Source organism: Streptomyces sp. Da 82-17 (assembly GCF_046098215.1).
In the GTDB taxonomy this organism is placed as follows: domain Bacteria; phylum Actinomycetota; class Actinomycetes; order Streptomycetales; family Streptomycetaceae; genus Streptomyces.
The window spans coordinates 17064-41796 of sequence record NZ_JBJURH010000025.1 but is presented as its reverse complement, the minus strand read 5'-3'; the positions used below and the strand labels follow the sequence as shown (position 1 = coordinate 41796).

The following is a 24733-nucleotide window of genomic DNA, read 5'->3' as shown; positions in this document are numbered from 1 at the left end:
TTCGGCGTTCCGTCCGGATTCACGGTGACGTTAGGCGAGAAAGTCGCGGAGGAACAAGGTCGGAAATTGAACGGGGAATGTACGGAGCGCATTCATGTGTCCTGGAACACGCCGCCCGCCGAGATCGAAAAGGCTCAACTCGCTTTGCGGGAACCGGATGTGCGTTTTCGGCGTCTGTCGGGGGGACGGTTGTTCCGTGTGACCCGTCTCACTGAATTCGATACGGCCGTGAAATGCGGAAGTCGGGCGAATCTGACGGGCAATTCAGGTGCTGTGTCACCAATATGGGCGCTAATTTATGTAAGCCGCCAATGCTGTAATGAGGTGACTTAATCGGGCGAACTCGGACATAGGTGAGCGGGTGGGGGTGAGCGGGATCGGGTGGGGCGACTTGGGGCACCGGGTGGGCGCCGGCGGCGGGTCGCGGCCCCGTGCGGGCGCGCGTAGCTTGACGGCTGTGGGGTCCGGCGACGGAGTGGGCCGCGGGGCTCGGTGGTCGGGGGCTCGTCGGTCGGAGCGCGAGGAGGAGTGAGGGACGTGGACGCGAACGCCTGGGACGAGCGGTACGGCGCGGAGGAACGCGTATGGCCCGCCGAGCCCAACCTGTGGGTCGTCCGTGAGACCTCCGAACTCCCGCCCGGCCGCGCCCTCGACCTCGCCGCCGGGGAGGGGCGCAACGCCCTGTGGCTGGCCCGCCGGGGCTGGAGCGTCGACGCGGTCGACTTCTCACCCGTCGCCGTACGGCGCATGGCCGACCTCGCAGAACGCCAACAGGCCGATGTGCACGCCGAGTTGGCCGACGTGACGCGCTACGCCCCGCAGGAGTCCGCGTACGACCTGGTGCTCCTCTCCTACCTCCAGCTCCCTCGGCAGGATATGGAGGGGGTCCTCGACACCGCCTGCCGTGTCGCCCGGCCCGGAGCGACCCTGCTCCTCGTCGGCCACGACATCAGCAACCTCGACCACGGCATCGGCGGCCCCCAGGACCTGCAGGTCCTCTCCAGTACGGACCAGGTCACCGCGGCCTGGGAGCCGTACGCCGACATCGCCGTCGCCGAGGTCGCCCGCCGCCCCGTGGGGGACGCGGCGGCCCTGGACACGGTGGTACGAGCGGTCCGCCGCTGAGGCGTACTCCGGGTTCTCCGGGTTCTCGGGGTTCTCCGGGGCCTTGTCACAGCCCTGAGGGGTGGGCGGGCAGCCACTCGGCGTGCCGCCCCCGCATCCGGTCCCGCTCGGCCGCATCGGCCTCGTCCTCCGCGTACCGCTTCGAGCCCGGCAGGCTGTGGAAGCGCACCCAGGCGTCCCGGTACGGGCCGCGCAGCTCATGGCCCACAGGCGGGCACAGCGGCCGGTGCCGCGCCCACAGTTCCGTCGACGCCGACGCCTCCTCGCCCCGTACGGCCCCCACGTCTCCGCTCCTCCCTCTGCGCTCTGCGTTCCCGCTGCGCTGTGTTCCCGCTGCTCCCGGCAGTGGCGAGAGTGCCGCACCCCAGGCGGTTGTCGGGTCCGTCACGTGCTCACAGCCCCGGAAATATACCCCCGGGGGTAATGCTGTTAAGGTGAGTGACATACCCCGGGGGGTAATTTTCGTCCGTGAGGAGTTTCCCTGTGTTCTTCGTCGACACCATCGAGCTCGAGGGCCTCGGCAACCGCAGCTACCTGGCCGGCGGCGAGCGCGCGGCAGTGGCCGTGGACCCGCCGCGGGACATCGACCAGGTCCTGGCCGCGGCCGCGCGGCGGGGCGTGCGCATCACCCACGTCGTGGAGACGCACATCCACAACGACTACGTGACCGGCGGCCTGGAGCTCGCCCGCCTCACCGGCGCCGCCTACCTGGTCCCGGCCGGCGCGCACGTCTCCTTCGCCCGGACCCCCGTGGCCGACGGGGACACCGTCGACGTCGACACGGACCTCGCCCTGGCCGCCGTCGCCACCCCCGGCCACACCCCGCACCACACCGCGTACGTGCTCAGCGACGCCGGCCGCCCGGTCGCCGCGTTCACCGGCGGCTCCCTGCTCATCGGCACGGTCGGCCGCCCCGACCTGGTCGAACCCCGCCTGACCGAGCAGCTGGCCCGCGCCCAGCACGCCTCCGCCCACCGGCTCGCCGACGCCCTGCCCGACGACACCGCGGTGCTGCCCACCCACGGCTTCGGCAGCTTCTGCTCCTCCGCGCAGGCCGACGGCGACGCCACGACCATCGGCAAGGAGAAGGCCGCCAACAGCGCCCTGACCGCCGACGTGGACACGTTCGTCGCGGAGCTGCTCGCGGGCCTGGAGGACATACCCGCGTACTACGCCCACATGGGCCCGGACAACGCCAACGGACCCGCCCCGCTCGACCTCACCCCGCCCGCGGTCGCCGACCCGGAGGAGATCGCTGCGCGGCTCGCGGCGGGGGAGTGGGTCGTCGACCTGCGCAACCGCATCGCCTTCGCCGAGGGGCACGTCGCCGGTTCCTTCAACTTCGAGGCCGACGGCAAGCTCGCCACGTACCTGGCCTGGATGATCCCGTGGGGCAAGCCCGTCACGCTGCTCGCCGAGTCGCCCGAGCAACTGGCCGTCGCCCAGCGGGAGTTGGCGCGCGTCGGCATCGACCGCCCGGCCGCGGCCGCGACCGGCGGCCCGGGGCGCTGGCTCCGCGACGGCGACAGCGCCGCGTCCTTCCCGCGCGCCACGTTCGCAGACCTGGCCGCCGCCCGCGTCCGCGGCGAGGAGGGGCTGATCGTGCTCGACGTACGCCGCGACTCCGAGCGCGCGCACGGCTGGATCGACGGCTCGGTCCACATCCCCGTCCACGAGGTGCACCGCCGCGTCGGCGAGGTGCCCGCGGGCGGCACGGTCTGGGTGCACTGCGCGGGCGGCATGCGCGCCGGCATCGCGGCGTCGGTGCTCGACGCGGCCGGCCGGGACGTCGTGGCCGTCGACGACGGCTTCGACGCGGCGGAGGCGGCGGGGCTGCGGATGGTTGCGACCGTCTGAGCCGAGCTGCTGGTCGCGACCACGTGACCTGAGCTGCCGGGCTCCTTGAAGCATCACTTGTACGAGAGAAAGTCGACGTCGACCATGCCCCTCTTCTTCCGTGAACGCGCCCCCCGCCTGACCGTGGACGAGGCGCGCGCCCGCACCGGCGGCGACCGGCCCGAGGCCGTCCTGCTCGACGTGCGGGAGCAGCCCGAATGGCAGTCCGGGCACGCCCCGGGCGCCGTGCACGCCCCGCTGACCGGGCTCGTCGCCGGCGCCGCACTGCCCGCCGCCGCCCAGGGCCGGCCCCTTGTCGTGATCTGTCGCAGCGGCAACCGCTCGCAGCGCGCGGCGCGGCTCCTCGCCGAACGCGGAGCGGACGCGCTGGACGTGAAGGGCGGCATGGACGCGTGGGCCGCCGCCGGACTTCCGGTCGTCGACGAACGCGGGAACAGCGGCCCGACAGCGTGAACACCCTGATCCTCGCCCTGATCGCCGGGGCGGTCATCGGTCTCGCCCTCGGCGCGCTCGGCGGCGGAGGCAGCGTCCTCGCCGTCCCCGCGCTGATCTACCTCCTCGACTTCTCCCCGGCGTCCGCGACCACCGCAAGCCTCATCATCGTCACCGCCACCTCGGCCACCGCCCTCTACGCGCACGCGCGGGACGGCCACGTGGCCTGGAAGACCGGCGTCCTCTTCGCGGCGGCCGGGATCCTGCCCGCGTTCCTCGCCGGGGCGGCCGCCGGTCACCTCCCCGCCGCGGCCCTCACCGCCGCGTTCGCGGTCGTGGCCGCGCTGGCGGCCGTACGGATGCTGCGCCCGGCCGCGGCTCAACTGCCCGAGCGCGTGAGCCCGTTGAAGGCGGCGGGCACCGGGGCCGGGCTCGGCGCGGTGACCGGGTTCCTCGGCGTGGGCGGCGGCTTCCTCGCCGTACCGGCCCTGGTCGGCGTTCTCGGCCTGCGCATGAAACAGGCCGTGGGCACCAGCCTGCTGGTCATCACCGTCAACTCCCTCGCCGCCCTGATCGCCCGGACCGGCACGTCCGGCGGCGACCTGCGCTGGGAGGTCATCGCCCCGTTCACGGGCGCGGCGATCCTCGGCGCGTGGGACGGCAAACGCCTCTCCGCCAAGATCACAGGCCGCACCTTGCAACGGCTCTTCGCGACCGTGCTGTTGGCGGTGGCGGGGCTCATGCTGGCGGACGTGGTCTGGTGAGCGGCGCGTACGGAAGGTCTGCTTGGCTACGCGTACGGAGGCTGCCTCGCCGGGAGGGGGGCCGGGCCGCGCGGCGTCTGCGTACGGCAAGGCTGCGGCCAGGCCCGGATCAACCCTCGGGGCGGGCCCGGACCAAGCCTCGGCTCGGGGCTCGGGGCTCGGGGCTCGGGGCTCGGCTCCGGGCCCGTCTCCGGGCTCAGGCCAGCGAAAGGAACAACTTCTCCAGGCGGGCGCGCATCGCGTCCCGGTCCTCGGCGGGACGGCGGCCGTCCTCCATCTCGGTCATGCACTGCTGCAGGCCGGTGGCGACGATCGCGAACCCGGCCCGGTCGAGCGCCCGCGACGCGGCGGCGAGCTGCGTGACGACCTCCTCGCAGTCCCGGCCCTCCTCGATCATGCGGATCACGCCGGAGATCTGCCCCTGAGCCCGGCGCAGCCGGTTCAGCACGGACTTCAGCTCCGCCGCCGCCAGATCAAGCTCCATCACCACTCCTCACTGCATACCCCCAGGGGTAATATACGCCCCCTCTGCGGGGGAGCAGCCGACAGAAAAGGATGACACCTGCCATGACCTCGCCCACGACCCTCGCCACCGGCGAAGCCCGTACCCGCCTGCACGAGCTGACCGTGATCGACGTCCGCACGCCCGGCGAGTACGCCGGCGGCCACCTGCCCGGCGCCCTCAACGTCCCCCTCGACCAGTTGCAGCGCGCCCTGCCCGACATCCGGCACGCGGCCGAGCGCGGCGAGGTCCTGGTGGTGTGCGCGTCCGGCGCCCGCTCCGAGAACGCCTGCCGCACGCTTGCCGAGCACGGCATCCGGACCGCGACGCTCACCGGCGGCACCGGCGCGTGGGCCGCTGCAGGCCACGACCTGCACCGGCCGGAGGGCGCACCCCGCGCCACGTGGGGCATGGAACGCCAGGTCCGCCTCACCGCCGGAACCCTGGTCCTGCTCGGCCTGCTCCTCGGCCTCGTCGTCCACCCGGCCTTCCAGCTCCTCTCCGCGGGCATAGCCGGAGGGCTCGTCTTCTCGGCCCTCACGAACACCTGCGGCATGGCCGCACTCCTCGCCAAACTCCCCCACAACCGCCCCCGCGCGACGGACCTCGACAACACCTTGGAGCAACTGCGGGCGCGGTGAGGGGGGGTGCCATTGCGACGGGGGCTGGACGTATGGGGTTGATGCTCTCCCGGGCGACGGCGACCGAGATGTGAGGCGCGATCCATCGTCCTGCGGAACGCCTGCCCATAGCGGGGTGGGAACGTGCCCCGTCAGGGGCGCGGGGAACTGCGCGAGCGGCCACGACGGCGGGAAAGCCGGATGCTGCACGCCGACGCGGGCGAGGACGTCGCGCAATTCCTCGTGGGCCAGCTCGGTGGCCGCACCTTGCCCTCCGCGTCCTCCGGGCTCTCGTGGTGTGCGTGCCCATGCGGGCGGCCGGGCACCGGCACCAGTACCGCACCGGAAGGCGTGGCCATGTGCTCCGGCAGGTCCTGCCCCCCGGCCCGGCCTGTCGGGCCGGGGGGCAGGACCGTCAGCGGGGGTGTGGGGGTTCAGTGGGCGTAGTTCTCGTAGTGGTCGCTCACCTGGCCCTCGCTCAGCGCCTCGTCCCACGTCAGCAACTCGTCCAGGTCGCCCCGCAGGCTCGCTCTCGGCAGGCCGATCGAGCGCATCGGGAGGGGGATCGAGGCCGAGACCGTGTCGACTCGCTTGCCGTTCGCGTACAGCGTCGTGCGGCCCGGTTCCGCGACCCACGTCAGGTGGACCCAACTGTCCAGCGGGAGCGTGTAGTCGAAGCTGTGGTCGGCGGGGCCGGAAGGGCCGTAGCGGGTGAGGCCGACCTTGCCCGTGCCGGACTGCTGGAGTTTCAGCGCCCCGAACTTCGAGCTGAGCAGCACCTGTTCGCCCTCGGTCCGGGCCGTCGTCCGCACCCATGCCGAGGCCGTCCAGGGCTCCTCGACGTCGAGGCCGCCGAAGCCCACTCCGTCCCGGTCGTGGTCGAAGCGGAACGCCTCGCCGCGCACGCCGCCGTCGACCAGGGCCGGGTTGTTGATGATGTACGTCGTACCGGGCAGGTCGCCCGCGACGTCCTCCGCCATGATCGTGTTGCCGGGGCTGCCCGCGTACGTCCAGCCGCTCGGGTACGAAGCCCGGTCGAACGTCCAGTGGTGGCTGGGCCGTCCGTCGTCCACGCGCGGCCGCACCGGATCCTGCCGTACGCCGGGCGGATCGCCGATCGCGGCGACGCGGTCGCGGAAGTCGGCCAGTGAGTCAGGCGGCGCCGAACCGTTCCACGCCCGGTCGGCCATGACGGCGCGCGGGCCCGCGCTGTGCTGCTCGAAGTAGCCGTTGTCGGACCAGAAGTTGTAGTCCGCCCAGTGCATCAGGCCCGAACCGAGCATGTCGGCCTCGGAGTTGGGCTTCCACGTGCCGTACATCCACTGCTCGTCGGGGTACAGGTTGTGGTAGTTGTTCGGCGTCACGTAGAACGGGCCGATGGCGATCTCGTCGTGTCCAGGGATGACCGGTTCGCTGCCTGTGCCCTCCCAGGTGAGGAACACGACCGGCCCGTGGACCTGCTGCTGCGGCGCGGGCATGTGCTCGGAGCCGTTGTAGACGGCGGTGCGCTTGCCGTGCTTGGTCACCACCTCGTCGAGGGTGTTGATGTAGCGGTTGAGGAGGTCGCCGAGCGTGCTGACGTCCGGGTCGGCGGCCAGGTACTCCTTCACACGCGGGCACTCGCCGAGCTGCCCCGGCACTTCCTCCGCGCCGATGGAGAACAGCGGCGCGTCGAACCAGCCCGCGAACTCGTCGACGATCTGCTTCGTCTTCTCCACCGCCTTCTCGCTGGTCATGTCGACGATCCAGTCCGCGGTGAGGTGCGAGTGCGTGTGCTCCGCCGTGCACGGGTTCGGGCCTGAGCCGAAGCCGATGTCGAACGCCTCGCTGATGACCGTCGCGTGCCCGGGAACTTCGAGGCCCGGCATCAGCTGCACGTGGTGGCGCGCGGCGAGGGCTTTGAGACGGTCGATGTCGGCCCGGCTGTAGCTGTGTTCGGGTTCGGCCAGGCCCGGGAACCTGGGGCTGTGGAGGCGGAAGCCCTCCGACTCGGAGAGGTGCAGGAACAGCGTGTTGAGCTTCTGGTCTCCCATGCGCCGGATCAGCTTCTCCAGGTGTTCCAACTCCCAGTACTTGCGGCCCGCGTCGAGATGCACCATCCGTACGCGCTGCGTCGGCCGGTCGGTGCTCCGCGCGCGGGGCACGGCACGGTGACCGTCGTCGGCGCGCAGGGTCTGCAGGAGGGTACGGGTGCCGTAGTACAGGCCGTGCGTGCTCGCCGCGTCGACACGGAGCACGTCGGAGCTGTCCAACCGATAGCCCTCGGCGCCGAGTCGGCCGTCGTCGACCAGCCGCAGCCGGATGTCGCCCGGCCGCGCCTCCACGGCCCCGGTGACGATCTCGGGCTCCAGGCCGCTGACCTCCCCGAGCTCGTCGCGGAGTTGCTCGGCGAGCTGCAGCGTGTTCTGCCGGGCGGGCCCGGGCAGCTCCTGGCGCCCGGCGGGCATCGCCGTACGGGAGCGGGACTGCGGGTCGACGACGATCCGCGACTCCTCGCCGAGTCGGACCGTCCCGCCGAGGTCCTCCCACTGCGTGGGTCTGGGGACGACGGGCGGGGGCGCGGCCCGGTCGGCCGCCCCCGACGCTGCTGCTGCTGCTGCTGCTGCTGCGGCGGCGTTCGTGGCCGTGGTCGCTGTGGCGGGGGAGAGGAACAGGCCGGCGAGCATGCCGAGGGCCACGGTGAGTACGGACAGGGCACGTGCGGGGACTACGCGTGCGAGGCGTACGCGTAGGGGCAGGGCGTGCACGGACAGGGCGCGACGCATGGCGCCTCCGAATCGGTGGACGGCAGGGCGGCGGAGCGGCGGTGCTGCGGTGCTGTGGTGCTGTGGTGCTGCGGCGGGACAGGGGCGGGGCCCGCAGACCGTCGAACCCGGGGCTGGCCCGAACTCGACCCGAATCCGACCCGAACCCGAACCGACCCGAATCCGGCCCCTGAGGCGACCCCGGGAGTCCGGTGATTCACCCCACCTCTTTCCGGACACGGTGGGCCATTCGACGGCCTACGCGCCTGGAAATTAGAGATACATCCGATGACTGTCAACCATGCGTGCCAGCCCCGACCGCCCCGAGGGCCACCCTCCCCGCCCCCCTCAACCCCTGCCCCTCATATGGAGGTTGTGCGGCCGTCGACCCGCCGAGCCTGCCCCCGTGCCCGTCCCGGCGCCCGTACGCCCAGCCACACCGCCCCCAGTCCGAGCGGCACCGCGACGACCGCCCCCACGAGCCCGTTCCCCGTGCCCGGGCCCCCGCTGGACGTGGCCAGATGCAACACCGCGAGCGCCGCGCCGACCAACCCGAGGACGACGGCAGACCGTCCGTACGTACGAGAGCCCGCGCCCCGGGCGCGCGCCGCGAACCAACCGAGGGCCAGGCCCAGGAATCCCACCCCCAGCGCCAAGTTGGCCCCGGTCCGTCCGTCCCCGATGATTCCGCCCTCGGCGGCCGCCGTCAGTACCGCTGAAGTGTCCACGCTTCCGTCCTCCCGCTGCTGCTGCCGCATCACCAACTGTCGGCTTCGAGCATGCGGGCCGGACCCCACCGGACGCGTCCCCCTGACGTAGGCACTTCGGTCTGCCACCAGCGGGGGACTCGGGTTACCACGAACGTGGCAGCGGGCACCCCCACGTACCGCGGCCGCGGTACGTGGGGCCGTCAGAGCGCGCGGCGTCAGCGCACGCGGCGTCAGCGCACGCGCCGGACGGAGGCCGTGTCGACGTCCACGGGATGTCCTTGCGCGTCGGTGGGGCGCAGTTCCGGCAGCGGGGAGCCGCTCTCGTCGACGAGGACCGAGTGGGGCTCGTCGGGTGTGAACGCGTGCCGTTCGCCCCACTGGCGGGCGGTCACGATGACGGGGAAGAGGTCGCGGCCCGCTTCGGTGAGGCCGTAGATCTGCCGTCGTCCCGTCGGGGCCGTCCGGCGGTCGAGGATGCCGCGTTCGACGAGGCGTCTGAGGCGGTCGGTGAGGATGTTGCGGGCGATGCCCGTGCGCTGCTGGAAGTCGGTGAACGCCCGCGCGCCGTCCATCGCGTCACGGATGATCAGCAGGCTCCATCGGTCTCCGACCAGGTCGAGCGTGCGCGCGACCGGGCAGGCGGGGTCCGTCCAGTCCATGCCGTCGACGCGGAGCGCCGTGTGCGCCTTCGCCATCACCCCTCCTGAAGAGTCGTCGGATCACAAAGAGTTGCGGATCGAAACCATTCTGCCGTAGCTTCATTTTGGTTGCAATTTGCTACTGATTGCTTGTCGACTACCGCCGACCGCTGATGGCTGATGGCTGATCGAAGGAATGGGGCCCGTGAGCATGACGCTTGGCCGGAGAACGCTGTTCGCCGTGATCTGCGCGGTCGCGGTCGCGACCGTCTACGTGGCGCAACCCGTACTCGCCCGGATCGGCGCGGACTTGGGCGTTCCGGAGGCCGACCTGGGGTGGATCGTCACCACGGGACAGCTCGGCTATCTGATCGGCCTGGCCCTGCTCGTGCCCCTGGGCGACATGTGCGACCGGCGCACGCTCATCGCTGGGCATCTGCTGCTCGCCGCCACCGGCATGGCCCTGGCCGCGGTCGCCGACCGGCTGTGGCTGCTGCTCGTCGGGCTCGCCCTGGCCGGCCTGTTCGCCGTCGTCGTGCAGACCACCGTCGCGTTCGCCGCCGACCTGTCCGCGCCGGGCGGGCGCGGCCGCACGCTGGGCGCCGTCACCTCCGGTGTCATCGTCGGCATCCTCGGCGCGCGCGTGCTCGCGGGCGGCCTGGCTGCGCTCTGGGGATGGAGGTCCGTCTACGTGGCCTTGGCCCTGCTCCTCGTCGCGTTGACGTACCTCGTCCTGAGGCTGCTGCCTGCTGACCCGCGCAGCGCGAACGGCGTCGCCCGCCCCTCGTACGGTGAGGTTCTGGGCGGCCTCGGCGGCCTGTTCCGCGACCGCGACCGCGTGCTCGTCTCGCGCGGGCTGATCGCGTTCTTCCTGTTCGCGTCCTTCGGCACCCTGTGGAGTGGTCTGGCGCTGCCCCTCGCGGCCGCGCCCTGGCACTTGAGCACAGCCCAGATCGGCCTGTTCGGGATCGCGGGGCTCGCCGGAGCGCTGGGTGCGGCCCGAGCCGGGCGGTGGGCCGACGCCGGCCGGGCCCACGCCGTCACCGGAGGCGCACTCGCCCTGCTGGCCGTCTCGTGGGCGGCGACCGGCCAGGCGTCCCGGTCGCTCTGGCCGGTCGTCGTCGGTGTCGTCGTCCTCGACTTCGCCGTACAGGCCGTGCACGTCAGCAACCAGCACCTGCTCACGGCCGCGCACGTCCACCGCACGAGCAGCGCCATCGGGGGCTACATGCTCTTCTACTCCCTCGGCTCCGCGGTCGGCGCGACCGCCACCACCGCCCTGTACGCCGCCGCGGGCTGGGCCGGGTCCAGCGCCCTCGGCGCCGCGTTCGCCCTCTGCGCGCTCACCGTCTGGGCGGTCGACCGCCACAGCCGACGCAAGGACGGTCGCCGATACGGCCAGTACGGGCAGTACGGCGGGTACGGGCAGTACGGCGAGTACGGGCAGTACGACCAGTGCGACGAGTACAGGCAGTGCGGGTAGTGCGGAGAGGGCGGCCGCCACGACCTGTTCGTCCACCCGAACCTTGCATACGGTGCGCGTATGAACGAACGACGGTTCGCTGTCCCGGCCGTGGTCGCGGACTGGACGGTCGCCGTGGCCGTGGCGGCGCTGCTCCTCACCACCGGCCTGTCCGGCCAACACCCCTCCGGCGGCGCGGAGTTGTGGGGTGGCGGCGTGCTGCTCGCGGGTGCCGGACTGGCCCTCGCCGCGCGCCGCCGTTCTCCGCGCCTGGTGTTGGCCGTCACCGCGGCCTGCACGGCGGGGTACCTGGCGGCCGGGTTCGAGGTGCTGTCGGTCGCGTACCTGGTCGCGGTGTACGCAGCCGTACGCGCCGGACATCGCGCGGTCACGGTCGCCGCCTCCCTCGGGCTCGTCGCCGTACTGCACGCCACAGCCCTGCTGGTGCACGACGGGTCCGCGCGCGAGGTGCTGGCGCAGGCGCGCGGCACGCTGGAGCTCGCGTGGCTGGTCGCCGCGTTCGCCGCGGGCGAGGCCGTACGGCAGGCGGAGCGGCGGGCGGACGAGGCCGAGCGCACCCGCGAGGAGACCGCGCGCCGCCGGGCCGACGAGGAACGGCTGCGCATCGCAAGGGAGTTGCACGACTCGCTCACGCACCAGATCTCGGTGATCAAAGTGCAGTCCGAGGTGGCCGTGCACGTGGCCCGGCGGCGTGGCGAACAGGTGCCGGAGGCGCTGCTCGCGATCCAGGAGGCCGGCCGCGAGGCGAGCCGCGAACTCCGCGCGACCCTGGAGGCCCTGCGCGACGACGACACCGCACCGCCGCCCGGCCTCGACGACCTCCCCGAGCTGGTGAAGCGGTTCCAAGTGACCGGGCTCGCAACCGAGTTGACCGTCGAGGGCGACCCGCCCGCCGCGCCCGTACCGGCCGCCGTGGGCCGTACCGCCTACCGCATCGTGCAGGAGGCGCTCACCAACGTGGCCCGGCACGCGGACGCCGCCACCGCCACCGTACGCATCGAGCACGGCCCGCACACGCTCACGATCCGCGTCGACGACGACGGCAAGGCCACACCGGGCAGCAAGACGGGCAGCAAACCGGGCAGCAAGACGGGCAGCAAGGAGCCCTCCGACGGCCACGGCCTCGGGCTGCTCGGCATGCGTGAACGCGTCACCGCCCTCGGCGGAACCCTCCACGCCGCACCGCGCGGCACGGCCGACGGCGGCGGCTTCACGGTACGGGCCGAACTCCCCGTACCAGCACCCGGACCCGCATCCGTCCCCGAACCAGCTCCCGCCAGCTCCCGCACGCCACCCCCTCCCCACGAACGGAGCTTGTGATCCCGTGATCAGGGTCCTGCTGGCAGACGACCAGCCACTCATCCGCAGCGGTTTCCGCGCCCTCCTCGACCTGGAGGACGACATCGAGGTGGTCGCCGAGGCGTCCGACGGCAAGGAAGCACTGGCGTACGCGGCGGAGCACCTGCCCGACGTCGCGCTCGTCGACATCCAGATGCCCGTCATGGACGGTATCGAGGCGACCCGCCGTATCGCCGCGGACCCGGCGCTCGCGTCCGTGCACGTCGTGATGCTGACCAACTACGGCATGGACCAGTACGTCTTCGACGCGCTGCGCGCGGGCGCCGCCGGGTTCCTCGTCAAGGACATCCTCCCGGAGGACCTCCTGCACGCGGTACGCGTCGCCGCCCGCGGAGACGCCCTGCTCGCCCCGGCCGTCACCCGCAAACTCATCGACCGGTACGTGACCCAGCCCCCGCGCCCCCAAGTCCCGGACGCACTCGCCGAGTTGACGGCCCGGGAGCGGGAAGCGGTCGTGCTCGCCGCACACGGCCTCTCCAACGACGACATCGCCGAACGCCTGGTCATCAGCCCCTCGACCGCCAAGACCCACATCAACCGGGCCATGACCAAACTCCACGCACGCGACCGCGCCCAACTCGTGGTGGCCGCCTACGAGTCGGGGTTGGTGACGCCGAGGATGGGCGGGCGGTGAGCGGGGGCCGTACGTGATCCGGCCGACGACACCACTCCCGCGACCGGTCTCGGCCAACTCACGGAAACCCGGCGTCGCTTCACGCCACAATGGTCACCGTCGCACCAAGTGAGGGAGTAGCACCGTGAGGACGACCCCGCGTACGACCGCCATACCGGCCCGCGTTCCACGCGCCGCCGCCGACGGCAACGACGTGCCAGCCACCCTTGCCGGAACGGGCGTGGCCCGATGAGCGAGCGGCAGGTGCGTACCGTCGAAGTCCCCCTGGAGGACGGCAGCGACGACGTCGTGCGGGTCCAGATCCGTGAGGTGGACGAGTCGCTCGTACGCGTGGGGCGCGGGGGCCGGGCGGTCGCACGGGCGGAACAGACGCTGGGGGAGATGCTGGACACCGTGCGTCCGGTCGCGGACAGCTTCGTGGGACGGTTCCGCGGCCTGGCCCAGCCCCCGGACGAGATCGCGCTGGAATTCGGGGTGTCCCTGTCGGCGGAGGCGGGCGTCGTCATCGCGTCCACGGCGACCTCGGCCAACTTCTCGGTCAGCCTCACCTGGAACAGAACCGACCGCCCCGAACCGACACCGGCAACAGAACCGGCACCGGCAACAGAGCCAGCGCACGCCACAGAGCCGACACCGGCAACCGAACCGACACCGGCAACAGAGCCGGCGCAAGCCACAGAGCCGGCGCAGACGACAGCACCGACACTGCCGACGGCAACCACCGGACCGGCCGACCGGTGACCCGTCGCGTTCGTGACCGCGGGGAAGCGGAGGCCACGTGACGGGGGCGGCGGAAGGGCAGCGGCCCGATGAGGCCCTCGCCCCGTCGGTCGTCCGCATCAAAGGGCAGGACGGCCGGCCCATCGGCGCGGGTTTCCTCGTCGCCCCCGACCGTGTCCTGACCTGCGCGCATGTGGTGACGTACGCCTTGGGGCAGGCGCCGGAGGCGGTGGGAGCGTCGGTCGAGCTGGACCTGCCGCTGGACCCGCGCCTCGCCGGAACGGTCCGGTCCGCCCGGGTGGAGCACTTCGTCGCGGAGCGGGACGACGGCACGGGCGACGTCGCCGTCCTCCGCCTGCCGTCGGCCGTCCCCGGTTCCCGCCCCCTGCCGATGGTCGAGCCCAGGACCGCGTGGGACGACGAGGTCGGCATCGTGGGGTTCACCGGCGCCTCGCCGGGCGGCATCTGGGTCAGGGCCAGACTCGGCGGCCCCACCGGAGAGGGCCGACGCCAGTTCTCCCGTACGGACGGGGAGACCGCGTACGTCGAAGAGGGCTTCAGCGGCAGTCCCGTCTGGGATCCGCGGCACCGCGCCGTCGTCGGCGTCGTCTCCGTCGCCCAGCCCGGCCGCCAGGCCCAGCAGGCGTTCGCGATCCGCAAGGACTCCGTGGTCCGGGACCTCCCCGAGCTCGACGCCGTCCTGACCCCGGCCTCGCCCTTCCTCGGCCTGGAAACCTTCCGGGAAAGCCACGCACACGTCTACTTCGGCCGTACGGGCGACGCCGCCAGGACGGCCGCCGCACTCACCGCCCACACCAGCGTCACCGTGTACGGCCCCTCGGGGTCGGGCAAGTCGTCGCTGGCCCTCGCCGGTGTGGTGCCGAGGATGCGCGCGGACGGCTACGACGTGCTCGTCGTGAACGCCGGAGCCGTCTCGTCGCCGCTGGCCGCCCTCGCCACCACCCTCTACGAGGACTTCGCCGCCGGACGCCGCGAGGAGCCCGTACGAGCACGCGGGGCGGGCGAAGTGCAGGCGTGGCTCACGGAGTTGGGGCTCGCCGACACCCTGCACCGCGTACGCGGCACGGCGGGCGGCAAGCTTCTGCTCGTACTCGACCAGGCCGAAGCACTCCTGGCCCGGGACGGCGACGAGGTGGCCGAACTGGTCCGTGTGCTCTTCCCGGAACGCGGACCGGCGCCGGGACTGCGGGTGCTGCTCACCCTCCGGGCCGACTTCATGGACGACGCCCTCAAGCACCCGCACCTCGGCCCCGCACTCCGGGACGGCATGACGCTGCCGCTGACACCGATGACACGGCAGCAGCTGCGCGAGGTCGTCAGCAGACCACTCGACCAGGTCCCGGGCGTGGCCTACGAACGAGGCCTCGTCGACCGCATCCTCGACGACGCCGGCAACGGCCCGGGAACACTGCCACTGCTCGGCTTCGTCCTGCAGAAACTGTGGGAGGACCGGGAGCACGGCCAACTGCGGCTCGCGGCGTACGAAGCGGCCGGCGGCGTCTCCGGGGCGCTGGCCCGGCATGCCGAGAACGCCTGGTCGCGCTGGACCGGAGGCGACGAAACCACCCAGCCAGAAGAATCCGAACGCCACAAGGAACCCGGACAGTCCGTACGGCACAACGAACCAGAAGAATCCGCACGGCACAAGGAATCCGAACAATCCCTACGCCACAAGGAAGTTGAGGCCCGGCAGCTCCTCACCGGCCTGGTCCGCGTCCTGCCCGGCAGCCCGGCCCCGTTGCGCCGCAGACTCACCCGGCAGGAAGCCGGCGAGACGCGATGGCGGATCGCGCAGTGGCTGGCCGGGCCCGACTGGCGGCTCCTCGTCCTGCACGGCGGGCACGGGGAGCCGGAGACCGTCGAGCTCGCCCACGAGGCGCTGGTCACGGTGTGGCCGGCGCTGCAGGAGCAGGTGCGGGCCGACAGCGAGTTCCTGGCCGCCCGCGCGGAACTGGGCCACGAACGCGACCGGTGGACGAACGGACGGCGCGCACCGGGGCTGTTGCCCGGCGCACTCCAACTCGAAGCGATCGAGCAGCGCCTCGGCGCCCGGGCGGCTGAACTCGACGAGGAAGAAAGGGAGTTCCTCACCCTCGCGCGTGAGCGTCGCCGGGCGCAGCGGCGCCGTCGCCGTGCCGCGTGGATCGCCGTCGCCGTGGTGTTCGCGCTGATCGCCGCGCTCGGTACGTTCCTCGTCCACCAGTCACGCGTCAGCACCCAACGCGAAGCGGAGTCACGCTCCCGCCAACTCGCCACCCTCTCGGCCGAAGTGGCGAAACAGGACGTCGGGCAGGGCGCGCTGATCGCCATGGCGGCGTACGAGATCGCACCGACGGACGAGGCCCGCAACGCCGTGTTCCGCCGGTACGACCAACTCAACGGCACCGCCTGGGTGTTGAGCGGCATCGAAGGGCAGATCCGGAACGCGGTGTCGAGCGTGGACGGCAGGGTGACGCTCGCCGTGACGGACAACGGCCGGGCCACGCTCTTCGTACGCCGACGTGGGGGAGAGGTGCTCCGGCTGCAGCTCGGCCTCGACGAGATGGCGTTCCTGCCGCTGGTCAGCCGCGACGGGCGGCGGATCGGGTACCTGTCGGCGACCGGTGCGTTCGTCTGGCGCGACGTCGACCGTACGGCGGACCAGCCGGACGGTCTGCTCGGACCGGCACGCACCGTGCGGTCGGCGGAGTTCAGGGAGATGGCCGGCCTGGCGGAGGTGCTGGGCGACGGGGACAGCCCCATGGCGTTCTCACCCGACGCCGAGGAACTGGCCCTCGTCTCCGGACGGCAACTCCGGGTGTGGGACCTGTCGACCGGGCGCGGCCGCGACGTACCGGGCCGAGTGCCGTGGAACGTGGAGACCCTGAAGTTCGGGCCTGACCGGAGCACACTCGTCGTCCAAGGGCGCGCCCGCGTCGCGGAGAGTTTCGTGACGGCCGTGGACGTCGGCACGGGCAAGGCACGCAAGCTGGCCGAAGACGTCGACACGGGGTCGCTGTACGGCTCGCCCGTCGGCCTGTCGGGAAACGGCGAGGTCATGGTCGTCTGCCGGGAGACCGCCGGGGGCGACGGAAAGACGTATCGCGCCCTGCGGGTCGCGGACGGGCGGGAGTTGAGCCGCTACACCGACAAGAACGACACGTCCGGCTGCGAGAGCATCGCCGTCGACGCGAAGGGCGAACGCTTCGCGGCGAACGAGTTCGCCACATGGACGGTCGTCGACATCCATAAGGGTCGCCGACTGCAGCAGACCCAGGCGCGGCTGTCCGAGAAGACGCTCGGCCCCCTCCTGCACGAGGGGCGGAAGCCGGTCGTGCTGACGCTCGCCGAGGACAAGAACACGCTGACCGCTGTCCCGCTCCGCCCGGGCGACATCGACGGCGGGAACGTGGTCGTCAACGCGCCGCGACTCATCGACGGCGGGAACACCCTGATCGCCCGCATCACAACCGGGCCCGAACCCGCGGCCGACGAGACGCTGGCGCTCGTGGACGTCTCCTCCGGCCGGGCGCAGGCCGAAGCGAAGCGCCCCCACACCGTCGCGACACCCACCATGACCGCCGCGCACGCCCTGGCCGTCAACGACGCGGAAAGCCTCGTGGCCGACGTGACCGGCACCGACAAGATCACGGTCCGGGAGATCCCGTCCCTGCGTGAAGTCACGGAGATCACCACGACGCCCCCTCCCGTCGCCGACAACGGAAACGCGGAACCCCTGACCCTCGCCTTCCTCCCGGGAGGCGACGAACTCGTGACCCTGTCCGGCAGCCGTATCGAGCACTGGAACGCCCGTACCGGCAGCCGCCTCTCGAAGACCGTCGACGCCCGAAAACTCCAACTCGCCAAGAAGAACCCGCCCGTCTACGGCTCGACCAGAAGAGCCGTCGACTCGGGATTCGCGGTGAACGCCGACCCGAAGGCGGGCCACATCCAGGTCATGATCTACGGCGAGCCGGTCCTGCACAGCGTCGACCTGCGCACCGGAAAGGAAGACCGGTCCCGCAGAATCCACCTCGGCGAGGACGTCGAACGTGCCTTCCTCGACAGAAGCGGACGGTACGCGGCAGCGAAAACACCGGGCGGAATGCTGGAGTTGTGGTCGGCGGGAAGCGAAGGAAAGCCGACGCGACTGGCCGGCCCTCTCGGCCCGCTGGGCGCGAACCGCACGTTCACCGGAGAGGGATTCGCCTTCAACTTCACCGGAAAGGAAGGCGAGTTCTACCTGGCCAACGGAAGCACAGTCCGCTTCCAGAAACTGTCCGGTTCCGGAAACGCCACGACGTACGACTTCGCGACGGACCAGCACTTTCTGGCGGCCACCAGGGACGGCCGAACCCTGGTGCGGACCCTGTCGGAAGGCAGCTTCGGCAACAGCGGCGGAGGTCGCCTGGACCTGCTGCGCCTCGACCCCGAACTGTGGCGAGACCACCTCTGCGCCGCCATCGGCCGCGACCTCACCCCGACCGACCGCCGCGGCCTCCCCGCAGACCTCCCACCCAGCATCTGCCCGGCCTGACGGCGCGACGCGGTCGGAGTCAGTCTCTGGGCGCAGCGCCCTTCGGGTACCGGACGAACAACACCCCCTGCACCTCCCCCTCCGGCGCGCTGTAGAAGTGCGGGGTGTCGGCCGGCCAGTGGGCGTGGCCGCCAGGGCCCGCCGTCTGCGGGGCGTCGCGCAGGCCGACGACGGCCGTGCCGGAGAGCACCATCAGGCTCTCCGTCGTACGCGGGACGTGCGCGGCCGACTCCTGGGTCGCGCCGCCGGCGACGGTGATGCGGAAGACGTCCGTCGCCGCCTCGTCGTCCTCGTACCGCTCCATGAGGACGGCCGTGACCGCGCTGCCCGAGACGCCGCCCGTGCGGGCCGTCGTGCCGGGGTCGGGGTCGGGGGCGTCGAGGACGGCGCTGAGGGGGCGGCCCAGGGCGGTGGTCAGGGCGTAGAGGGTTTCCAGGGTCGGGTTGCGGCGGCCCGTCTCCAGCTCCGAGAGCGTGCCCTTGCCGACGCCTGAGCGGCGGGCGAGCTCGGAGAGGGAGAGGCCCTCGTCCTGTCGCAGCTGCTTCAGCCTGCGTCCGACCTCGTCGTTCAGACCCATTGCCCGGCCCCGTCCGTTCCTGAGTTCACGTCTGTCGGTGGGTGTTGCGTTGTGCGTCGTGCGTTGCGTTGTGCGTACGGCTTTGACGTGCCGCCGTCCGCGTCCTTAGTGTTCCACAAACAGAACGTTCCGTTCGTGGAACGCTCCCCGCTTCGGAAGTGATGCCGTATGTCCCTGCTCGCCCGCATACGTGCCGCCGCGCCGCCCACGGCCGTGGTGGCGGCGCTCATCGCGACCACCGTCGGCGTGACGAGCGCCGCGGCCATCGTGTTCACCGCGGCCCGGGCTGCCGGGGCGGACACGAGGGAGGTCTCCTCGTGGATGCTGGCGCTCGGCGTCGGCATCGCCGTGACGAGCGTCGGCCTGTCGCTGCGCTACAAGGCGCCGGTCCTCACCTCCTGGTCGACGCCCGGCGCCGCGCTCCTCGCCACCAGCCTCGCCGGGGTGTCGATGGAGAAGGCCGTGGGCGCGTTCCTGTTCAGCGCTCTGCTCATCGTGGTCAGCGGGGTCACCGGGTGGTTCGCGCGGATCATGGGCCGTATCCCGGTGCCGCTGGCGTCCGCGCTGCTCGCCGGGGTGCTGCTCGACTTCGGCACAGGCCTCTTCTCACAGCTGGGCGGCAGCTTCGCGATCGCGTTCCCGGTGTTCGCGCTGTACCTGCTGGCGCGCAGGCTGCTGCCCCGGTACGCGGTGCTCGTGGCGCTCGGCGGTGGTGTCGTCGCGTCCGTGCTCGCCGGCGGCTGGCATCTGGAGAAGGTCCAACTGTCCCTCGCGCAGCCGGTGTTCACGACTCCTGAGTTCGACTGGAAGGTGCTGGTGAGCGTCGGCGTACCGCTCTTCGTCGTCACCATGGCCTCCCAGAACCTGCCGGGGGTCGCCGTGCTGCGCGGTTCCGGGTACGACGTTCCGGTCTCGCCCGTGCTGACGTGGACGGGCGCCGCGCAGGCCGTGCTCGCGCCGTTCGGGGCGTTCGGCCTCAACCTGGCGGCGATCACGGCCGCGATCTGCACCGGCGACGAGGCCCACCCCGACCGGCGGCGCCGCTACCTCGCGGCCGTCTGGGCCGGCATCTTCTACCTCGCCGTCGGCCTGCTCGGCGCGACCGTCGCGTCCCTGCTCACGGCGATGCCGCACGCACTCGTCCTGGCCGTCGCCGGGGTCGGCCTCCTCGCCACGATCGAGGCCTCCCTGACCGCCGCGCTGTCCGACCCGGAGTCGAGAGAGGCGGCACTCGTCACCTTCCTCGCAACCGCCTCAGGCGTGACCCTGCTCGGCATCGGCCCGGCGTTCTGGGGCCTGCTCGCGGGCGTACTGACGAGCGCAGTCACCACGACTGGGAGACGGCGGGGCCGAGGAGTTCGGGTGCCGGGTGCGGCGCCGGGCTCGGGTCCGGGGTCAGATGCAGGTCCAGGTCCCGGGTCTGAGACGGGGACTGTTGCGGCGGGGGAGCGGGGGCGGGAGGGGGCTTCGGCTTGACCCCGGCTTGCAGCGGCCTGGCTGATCGGCGTGAGCCGCCGGGAGCGGTTCCGTGAACGCCTTGGCGAGCTGTTGTCGGGCAGCGAGTTGACGTACGCGGGGCAGGGCTACTGCTTCGCCCTGGCCCGACTCGGCACCGCGAAGGACGCCGAGCTGCTCGTCGCCTACCTGGAGCGGTGGCTCCCTCGCGTCGACTGCCGGTACGACCAGCGCGGTTGAGAGCGCCTGGGTGCGGCTCAGGGGAGGGTTTCACGTGCGCGTGGATTCAGGAGTCGCCGCGCGCCCTCGCCCCCGTACGCCTCTCGCGCCGCGCTGCTCGCGGGACAGCGAGGCGTACCAGGACGCCACCGCGATCAGGCAGCAGATCAGCGTCAGCGACGTCGCGTCGAAGCCGCCGTGGAAGACGGTCTCCGCGAGGTAGGTGGCGCCGGGCAGGGTGGTGAGGAGCACCATGGCCACCATCGGGTCCGCGCGCTGCAGACCGGTCTGCAGCAGGAACAGCGGGATGGTCACGGCCAGTACGCCGAGGAGGAGCAGGACGGGCGGCCCGAGGACCCATCGCCGGTCGAGACCGCCGGTCGCCAGGAGGAGCGCGCCGCCGCACAGGTACGTGAGGTGGAAGCGGTGCGCGGTCACGTACACGGGATCGATGCCGCGCCGCCCCAACTCGGCGGAGATCAGGGCCAGTACGGCGGCTCCGACACCCGCCACGACCACCAGCGCGAGCCCGAGGACCGTACCGGCGGACACCGCGAGCCCCCCGCCCGCACCCCCGTCCTCGCCCCCGCGCCCGCCCGTGAAGCTCCAGCCGATGCCCAGCCCGAGCAGCACCAGCACCGCGGCCGCGACCCAGCCCTTCCGCGAGGCGCGCTGGCCGTGCCCGGCGAGGGCCAGCAGGGCGAGGGCGGCGGGGCCGATCGCCGTCTCGATCCCGGTGGCGAGCGCGGACGGCACCCAGCTCAGCGAGGCGTAGAACCCGAGGAACGTGACCGCCGTGACCACGTTCATCAGCACGAGCAGCCCCGTGGCCCTCGGCGGCCCCGCGACGCCCGCCGCCCCGCGCCGCCGACGCCGCACCGCCAGCACGGAGTTGAACACCACCGCCGCAGCCCCGAATCCCGCACAGGACAGCGCCAGACTCGCCGTGGCGTCCACCCGCCCGGAAACGAACCCGAACACCCCGGCCTGCAACACCACCGACGCCACGATGAACACGATCGGCACGACCCGACTGCCTTCCCTTCCGTACGACCCACACCACGACACCACACACCAGACCCCACCAGCCTCACCTGGCGCGAGTACATCGGTCTTGTACGTTCTTGCGGTCAGGCCAGGTCAGTCGACAACCCCAGCCGAGGAGGCTGCCGATGCGCAGCGTGACCTATTCGATGAGTGCTTCGCTCGACGGGTACATCGTCGGGCCCGACGGCCGGTTCGACTGGTCGGAGCCCGACCCCGACGTGTTCCGGTTCTGGATCGACGACATCCGGCAGGTCGACGTCCACCTCATGGGGCGGCGGCTGTACGAGACGATGCTGTACTGGGAGACCGCCGCGCAGGACCCCTCGCTCGGTGACGCGGAGCGGGAGTGGATCTCCCTCTGGAATCCGCTGCCCAAAGTGGTGTTCTCCACGACCCTGACGAAGGTGGAGGGCAGTGCACGCCTGGCCTCCGGCGGGCTCGCCGAGGAGATCGAGCGGCTGCGGGCCGAGCCGGGGGAGGGCGAGATCGCGATCGGCGGCGCGACCCTCGCCGCCGAGGCGGCCTCGCTGGACCTGATCGACGAGTACCGGGTCGTGGTCCACCCGGTACTCGTCGGCGGCGGCATCCCCTTCTTCCCGCAGCACGAGCGCCGAGTGGACCTCGACCTGGTCGAGACCCGCACCTTCAACTCACGGATCGTGTACCTCCGTTACCGTGTCCGGCGCTGAGAGACCGGCAGGCAGGCCCTCCGAGCCGCAGGCCGCCGCCACCGCCCGCTCGCACTGCTCCACCGCCGCCCGCGGATTCAGGGCGTACGTGCCGTCGCCGAAGAGTTCGAACGTCATGTGGCCGTCGTAGCCGTGCCGTCGGAAGGACGTCAGGTAGTCGGCCAGCGGCAGGTGGCCGTCGCCCCAGGCGAGGTGGCCCATGGGACGGCCGTCGATCAGGTGGACGTGGCGGATCCGAGGGCCGAGGGCCGCGAACGCGTCGTCGACGGACTCGCCGGCCCCGGCCATCGTCGCCGTGTCGAGCACCGCGCCGAGGGAGCGGGAGCCGAGCTCGTCGAGCATCGTCGCGAGGGTGGGCGCATCGTTCACCAGGTTCGACTCCACGCGTTGCAGCGGTTCGAGCACGCAGCCCACCCCGAGGCGTTCCGCGTACGCGGTGATCTCGCCGATCGCGTCCACGGCGCGGCGCCAGGCGGCTCCCACGGGCTCGTCCTCGCGGCCCCTGCCGGGCGTCAACAGCAGCTTCTCCGCGCCCAGTTCGACGCAGAGCTCGGCCGCGCGGCGGAACATGGCGATGCTCCGGTCGCGCAGCGGTGCGTCCGGCGAGGCCACGTTCACCGGGTACATCACCTGCTCGGGAGTCAGGCAGTACGCCGCGAGCCCCCGCCCCTCGATCCGGCGGCGCAGCGCCCGGGCCTGAGCGTCCGTCACTTCGGGAACGTACAAGTGCGGTGCGACGCCCCAGAGTTCGAGCCGCTCACGGCCCAGCCCGGCCGCGTCGTCGAGGAACGTGTCGAACGCCAGGTGCTGGTAGGCGAAGTTGGACCCGGTGAGGCGGGGCAGCCAGGACATGAGGTCGAGGTCTCCTCTCGTACGTACGCGTAGGCGGGTGTGCTCACTTGCCGATGCCGTCGGCGAGGCCCTTCACGATGTAGCGCTGGCCGAAGAGGAACAGCAGCACCACCGGCACGGCGGCGATCGCCATGCCCGCGAACACGACGGGGAAGTCCGTGCCGTGCTTGCTCATCAGGCTGGTGAGGCCGACCGGCAGGGTCTGTACGTCGCTGCCGTTGGTGAACACCATCGCGAACAGGTACTCGTTCCACGCGAACAGCACGTGCAGCAGCACCGTCGACGTGAGGATCGGCTTGCACATCGGCAGGACGATCCGCCAGAACGTGGTCCACCGGCCGGCCCCGTCGATCTGCGCGGCCTCGTCCACCTCGCGCGGCAGGTCGATCATGTAGGCCCGGATCAGGAACGTGGTGAACGGGATCCGGAACGCGGTGTAGAGGATCAGCAGCGCCCAGAAGCTGTTGTACAGGCCGACCGCCTGGAACATCCGCACCAGCGGCACGAGCGCCACGGTCGGCGTGAGCATCAGGCCGCCCAGGATCACCGCCGTGAGCACCTTGTTGAGCGGGATGTCCACCCGCGTGAGGCCGTACGCCGCCCAGGCGCTGACGAACACCGTGGCGACCGTCGACGTCACCGTGACCAGGACGCTGGTCGTCAGGTAGTCGCTCACACCGCGGTTCCACGCGTCGCGGTAGTGCTCGAAGCCGAACCCGGACGGCAGCGCGAACGGGTTGCCGAACAGCTCGGCGTTGGACTTGAAGCCGTTCAGCACCATCCACAGCAGCGGATAGAGCACGACCACCGCGAGGCACAGCAGAAAGGCCCACAGGAAGAGGCGCGCGATCACGCCGAGGAATCCGAGGCGGCTCACCATTCCACCCTTCTGCTACGGGTGAACCACAGCTGCGCCATCGCGATCGTGAGGGTGATCACGAAGATGACGGTGCCGATGGCCGCGGCGTAGCCGAAGTCGTTGCGTACAAAGCCGTTGCGGTAGAGCCAAGTGCCCAGCACCTGGGTCGAGTTGTCGGGTCCGCCGCTGGTCATCACCATGACCTCGTTGAACACCTGGAAGGCGCCCGACACGGTCACCATCACCATCAGCCCGGTCATCTCCCGCACCAGCGGAAGCGTCACCTGGAAGAAGCGGCGTACGGGGCCGACGCCGTCGAGCGCGGCCGCCTCGTACAGCTCCGCCGGGATGCGCTGGATGGCGACCGCGAACAGCAGCGTCGAGTAGCCGAAGCCCTGCCACTGGCTCATCGCGATCACCGCGAGCATCGCCGTGCTCTCCTGGCCCAGCCACGAGTGGTCGAACGTGCCGAGGCCCGCCGCTTCCAGGGCGTGGTTGAGCAGGCCCAGGTTGGGCTCGTAGATGAAGTAGAACAGCAGGCCCGCCACGGTCAGGGAGATCGCGGACGGGATGAAGTACACCGTGCGCAGGGCGCGTTGCCAGCGCGTGCTGCGGATGCTCTCCACGAGTGCGGCGAGGAGCAGCGCGCCGAAGACCTGGAACGCGACCGACAGCACCGCGTACAGCAGGTTGTTGGTGAAGGACGCCCAGAAGACCGGGTCGTCGAACAGCTCACGGTAGTTGCCGAGACCGACGAACTCCTGGCTGCCGCTGTAGATGTCCCAGGTCAGCGTGGAGAACCCGAAGTTCTGGACGAGCGGGAGATAGACGAAGACGCCGAGCAGCACGAGGGCCGGCAGGACCCACAGCAGCCGGGCCGCTCTTCGGTACAGGGGGAGCACCGGACAGA

22 protein-coding genes and 1 pseudogene are annotated in these 24733 nt (G+C 71.7%); 13 read left to right on the top strand and 10 right to left on the bottom strand.

Annotated elements, in window-relative coordinates; all coding sequences use genetic code 11:
• The first annotated feature begins 537 nt into the window (after nt 1–537).
• The gene (locus ACIDOF_RS31910; protein ID WP_409009664.1) at nt 538–1125 is read left to right on the top strand and encodes a class I SAM-dependent methyltransferase; all 588 of its coding nucleotides are present in this window, start codon (nt 538–540) and stop codon (nt 1123–1125) included.
• Between the two features lie 46 nt (nt 1126–1171).
• On the opposite strand, the gene ACIDOF_RS31905 is transcribed toward ACIDOF_RS31910, so the two are convergent.
• Nucleotides 1172–1408: a hypothetical protein gene (locus tag ACIDOF_RS31905; RefSeq protein ID WP_409009663.1), complete on the bottom strand. Its 237-nt coding sequence runs from the start codon at nt 1406–1408 to the stop codon at nt 1172–1174.
• A gap of 200 nt (nt 1409–1608) precedes the next feature.
• Here ACIDOF_RS31905 and ACIDOF_RS31900 point away from each other — a divergent pair, with 200 nt between their 5' ends.
• From ACIDOF_RS31900 to ACIDOF_RS31890, 3 genes are all read left to right on the top strand, one after another.
• Nucleotides 1609–2982: an MBL fold metallo-hydrolase gene (locus ACIDOF_RS31900; RefSeq protein WP_409009746.1), complete on the top strand. Its 1374-nt coding sequence runs from the start codon at nt 1609–1611 to the stop codon at nt 2980–2982.
• Nucleotides 2983–3066: 84 nt separating this feature from the next.
• The gene (locus ACIDOF_RS31895; protein ID WP_409009662.1) at nt 3067–3435 is read left to right on the top strand and encodes a rhodanese-like domain-containing protein; all 369 of its coding nucleotides are present in this window, start codon (nt 3067–3069) and stop codon (nt 3433–3435) included.
• A complete protein-coding gene (locus ACIDOF_RS31890) occupies nt 3432–4178 on the top strand; it encodes a sulfite exporter TauE/SafE family protein (RefSeq protein WP_409009661.1) in 747 nt (248 codons plus the stop codon). The genes ACIDOF_RS31895 and ACIDOF_RS31890 overlap by 4 nt, the downstream gene beginning before the upstream one ends.
• Nucleotides 4179–4374: 196 nt before the next feature.
• Here ACIDOF_RS31890 and ACIDOF_RS31885 read toward each other — a convergent pair whose 3' ends face one another.
• Nucleotides 4375–4662 carry a metal-sensitive transcriptional regulator gene (locus ACIDOF_RS31885; protein WP_409009660.1) on the bottom strand — a complete coding sequence of 96 codons (288 nt, stop codon included), beginning with the start codon at nt 4660–4662 and terminating at the stop codon, nt 4375–4377.
• Between the two features lie 83 nt (nt 4663–4745).
• On the opposite strand from ACIDOF_RS31885, the gene ACIDOF_RS31880 reads away from it, so the two are divergent.
• Nucleotides 4746–5321 (top strand): rhodanese-like domain-containing protein, encoded by a 576-nt coding sequence (locus tag ACIDOF_RS31880; protein ID WP_409009659.1) that lies wholly within the window; start codon nt 4746–4748, stop codon nt 5319–5321.
• A gap of 413 nt (nt 5322–5734) precedes the next feature.
• On the opposite strand, the gene ACIDOF_RS31875 is transcribed toward ACIDOF_RS31880, so the two are convergent.
• The 3 genes from ACIDOF_RS31875 to ACIDOF_RS31865 all read right to left on the bottom strand — a co-directional run bounded on the left by ACIDOF_RS31875 (nt 5735) and on the right by ACIDOF_RS31865 (nt 9449).
• On the bottom strand, nt 5735–8065 hold the full coding sequence (locus ACIDOF_RS31875; protein WP_409009658.1) for a family 20 glycosylhydrolase: 2331 nt from the start codon (nt 8063–8065) through the stop codon (nt 5735–5737).
• Nucleotides 8066–8406: 341 nt separating this feature from the next.
• Nucleotides 8407–8772, bottom strand: coding sequence for a DUF6223 family protein (locus tag ACIDOF_RS31870; RefSeq protein ID WP_409009657.1), 366 nt, complete (start codon nt 8770–8772; stop codon nt 8407–8409).
• 212 nt (nt 8773–8984) lie between these two features.
• Nucleotides 8985–9449, bottom strand: a complete 465-nt coding sequence (locus tag ACIDOF_RS31865) for a winged helix-turn-helix transcriptional regulator (protein ID WP_409009656.1) — start codon at nt 9447–9449, stop codon at nt 8985–8987.
• Between the two features lie 154 nt (nt 9450–9603).
• Here ACIDOF_RS31865 and ACIDOF_RS31860 point away from each other — a divergent pair, with 154 nt between their 5' ends.
• From ACIDOF_RS31860 to ACIDOF_RS31840, 5 genes are all read left to right on the top strand, one after another.
• The gene (locus ACIDOF_RS31860; protein ID WP_409009745.1) at nt 9604–10875 is read left to right on the top strand and encodes an MFS transporter; all 1272 of its coding nucleotides are present in this window, start codon (nt 9604–9606) and stop codon (nt 10873–10875) included.
• Between the two features lie 60 nt (nt 10876–10935).
• On the top strand, nt 10936–12195 hold the full coding sequence (locus tag ACIDOF_RS31855) for a sensor histidine kinase (RefSeq protein ID WP_409009655.1): 1260 nt from the start codon (nt 10936–10938) through the stop codon (nt 12193–12195).
• Between the two features lie 4 nt (nt 12196–12199).
• Nucleotides 12200–12868, top strand: a complete 669-nt coding sequence (locus tag ACIDOF_RS31850; protein WP_409009654.1) for a response regulator — start codon at nt 12200–12202, stop codon at nt 12866–12868.
• 228 nt (nt 12869–13096) lie between these two features.
• Nucleotides 13097–13609: a CU044_2847 family protein gene (locus ACIDOF_RS31845; protein ID WP_409009653.1), complete on the top strand. Its 513-nt coding sequence runs from the start codon at nt 13097–13099 to the stop codon at nt 13607–13609.
• 37 nt (nt 13610–13646) lie between these two features.
• Nucleotides 13647–18125: a trypsin-like peptidase domain-containing protein gene (locus ACIDOF_RS31840; RefSeq protein WP_409009652.1), complete on the top strand. Its 4479-nt coding sequence runs from the start codon at nt 13647–13649 to the stop codon at nt 18123–18125.
• 19 nt (nt 18126–18144) lie between these two features.
• On the opposite strand, the gene ACIDOF_RS31835 is transcribed toward ACIDOF_RS31840, so the two are convergent.
• Nucleotides 18145–18702 carry a helix-turn-helix domain-containing protein gene (locus tag ACIDOF_RS31835; protein WP_409009651.1) on the bottom strand — a complete coding sequence of 186 codons (558 nt, stop codon included), beginning with the start codon at nt 18700–18702 and terminating at the stop codon, nt 18145–18147.
• 168 nt (nt 18703–18870) lie between these two features.
• Between ACIDOF_RS31835 and ACIDOF_RS31830 the strand changes: the two genes are divergently transcribed.
• Both ACIDOF_RS31830 and ACIDOF_RS31825 read left to right on the top strand, forming a co-directional pair.
• Complete coding sequence (locus tag ACIDOF_RS31830) at nt 18871–20178, top strand: benzoate/H(+) symporter BenE family transporter (RefSeq protein ID WP_409009650.1); 1308 nt, start codon at nt 18871–18873, stop codon at nt 20176–20178.
• A gap of 15 nt (nt 20179–20193) precedes the next feature.
• A pseudogene (locus tag ACIDOF_RS31825) lies at nt 20194–20397 on the top strand (DUF6000 family protein); the annotation flags it as partial.
• A gap of 30 nt (nt 20398–20427) precedes the next feature.
• Here the strand turns inward: ACIDOF_RS31825 and ACIDOF_RS31820 are convergent.
• Entirely contained in the window at nt 20428–21402 is a 975-nt protein-coding gene (locus tag ACIDOF_RS31820; protein ID WP_409009649.1) for a hypothetical protein, read from the bottom strand.
• A 146-nt stretch (nt 21403–21548) separates the two neighbouring features.
• Here ACIDOF_RS31820 and ACIDOF_RS31815 point away from each other — a divergent pair, with 146 nt between their 5' ends.
• Nucleotides 21549–22112, top strand: a complete 564-nt coding sequence (locus tag ACIDOF_RS31815) for a dihydrofolate reductase family protein (RefSeq protein ID WP_409009648.1) — start codon at nt 21549–21551, stop codon at nt 22110–22112.
• Here the strand turns inward: ACIDOF_RS31815 and ACIDOF_RS31810 are convergent.
• The 3 genes from ACIDOF_RS31810 to ACIDOF_RS31800 are packed head-to-tail and all read right to left on the bottom strand — an operon-like array spanning nt 22074 to nt 24725.
• Nucleotides 22074–22964, bottom strand: a complete 891-nt coding sequence (locus ACIDOF_RS31810; protein WP_409009647.1) for a sugar phosphate isomerase/epimerase family protein — start codon at nt 22962–22964, stop codon at nt 22074–22076. The two genes, ACIDOF_RS31815 and ACIDOF_RS31810, sit on opposite strands and share 39 nt — an antisense overlap.
• A gap of 43 nt (nt 22965–23007) precedes the next feature.
• Nucleotides 23008–23844, bottom strand: coding sequence for a carbohydrate ABC transporter permease (locus tag ACIDOF_RS31805; protein ID WP_409009646.1), 837 nt, complete (start codon nt 23842–23844; stop codon nt 23008–23010).
• Nucleotides 23838–24725, bottom strand: coding sequence for a carbohydrate ABC transporter permease (locus tag ACIDOF_RS31800; protein ID WP_409009645.1), 888 nt, complete (start codon nt 24723–24725; stop codon nt 23838–23840). The genes ACIDOF_RS31805 and ACIDOF_RS31800 overlap by 7 nt, the downstream gene beginning before the upstream one ends.
• Between the last annotated feature and the right edge of the window lie 8 nt (nt 24726–24733).

Excerpts from the sequence above, each read along its gene's own strand:
- ACIDOF_RS31895 (WP_409009662.1), top strand. The coding sequence starts at position 3,067 with ATGCCCCTCTTCTTCCGTGAACGCGCCCCCCGCCTGACCGTGGACGAG.
- ACIDOF_RS31885 (WP_409009660.1), bottom strand. The coding sequence starts at position 4,662 with ATGGAGCTTGATCTGGCGGCGGCGGAGCTGAAGTCCGTGCTGAACCGG.
- ACIDOF_RS31880 (WP_409009659.1), top strand. The coding sequence starts at position 4,746 with ATGACCTCGCCCACGACCCTCGCCACCGGCGAAGCCCGTACCCGCCTG.
- ACIDOF_RS31875 (WP_409009658.1), bottom strand. The coding sequence starts at position 8,065 with ATGCGTCGCGCCCTGTCCGTGCACGCCCTGCCCCTACGCGTACGCCTC.
- ACIDOF_RS31865 (WP_409009656.1), bottom strand. The coding sequence starts at position 9,449 with ATGGCGAAGGCGCACACGGCGCTCCGCGTCGACGGCATGGACTGGACG.
- ACIDOF_RS31860 (WP_409009745.1), top strand. The coding sequence starts at position 9,604 with ATGACGCTTGGCCGGAGAACGCTGTTCGCCGTGATCTGCGCGGTCGCG.
- ACIDOF_RS31855 (WP_409009655.1), top strand. The coding sequence starts at position 10,936 with ATGAACGAACGACGGTTCGCTGTCCCGGCCGTGGTCGCGGACTGGACG.
- ACIDOF_RS31845 (WP_409009653.1), top strand. The coding sequence starts at position 13,097 with ATGAGCGAGCGGCAGGTGCGTACCGTCGAAGTCCCCCTGGAGGACGGC.
- ACIDOF_RS31835 (WP_409009651.1), bottom strand. The coding sequence starts at position 18,702 with ATGGGTCTGAACGACGAGGTCGGACGCAGGCTGAAGCAGCTGCGACAG.
- ACIDOF_RS31830 (WP_409009650.1), top strand. The coding sequence starts at position 18,871 with ATGTCCCTGCTCGCCCGCATACGTGCCGCCGCGCCGCCCACGGCCGTG.
- ACIDOF_RS31815 (WP_409009648.1), top strand. The coding sequence starts at position 21,549 with ATGCGCAGCGTGACCTATTCGATGAGTGCTTCGCTCGACGGGTACATC.
- ACIDOF_RS31810 (WP_409009647.1), bottom strand. The coding sequence starts at position 22,964 with ATGTCCTGGCTGCCCCGCCTCACCGGGTCCAACTTCGCCTACCAGCAC.
- ACIDOF_RS31805 (WP_409009646.1), bottom strand. The coding sequence starts at position 23,844 with ATGGTGAGCCGCCTCGGATTCCTCGGCGTGATCGCGCGCCTCTTCCTG.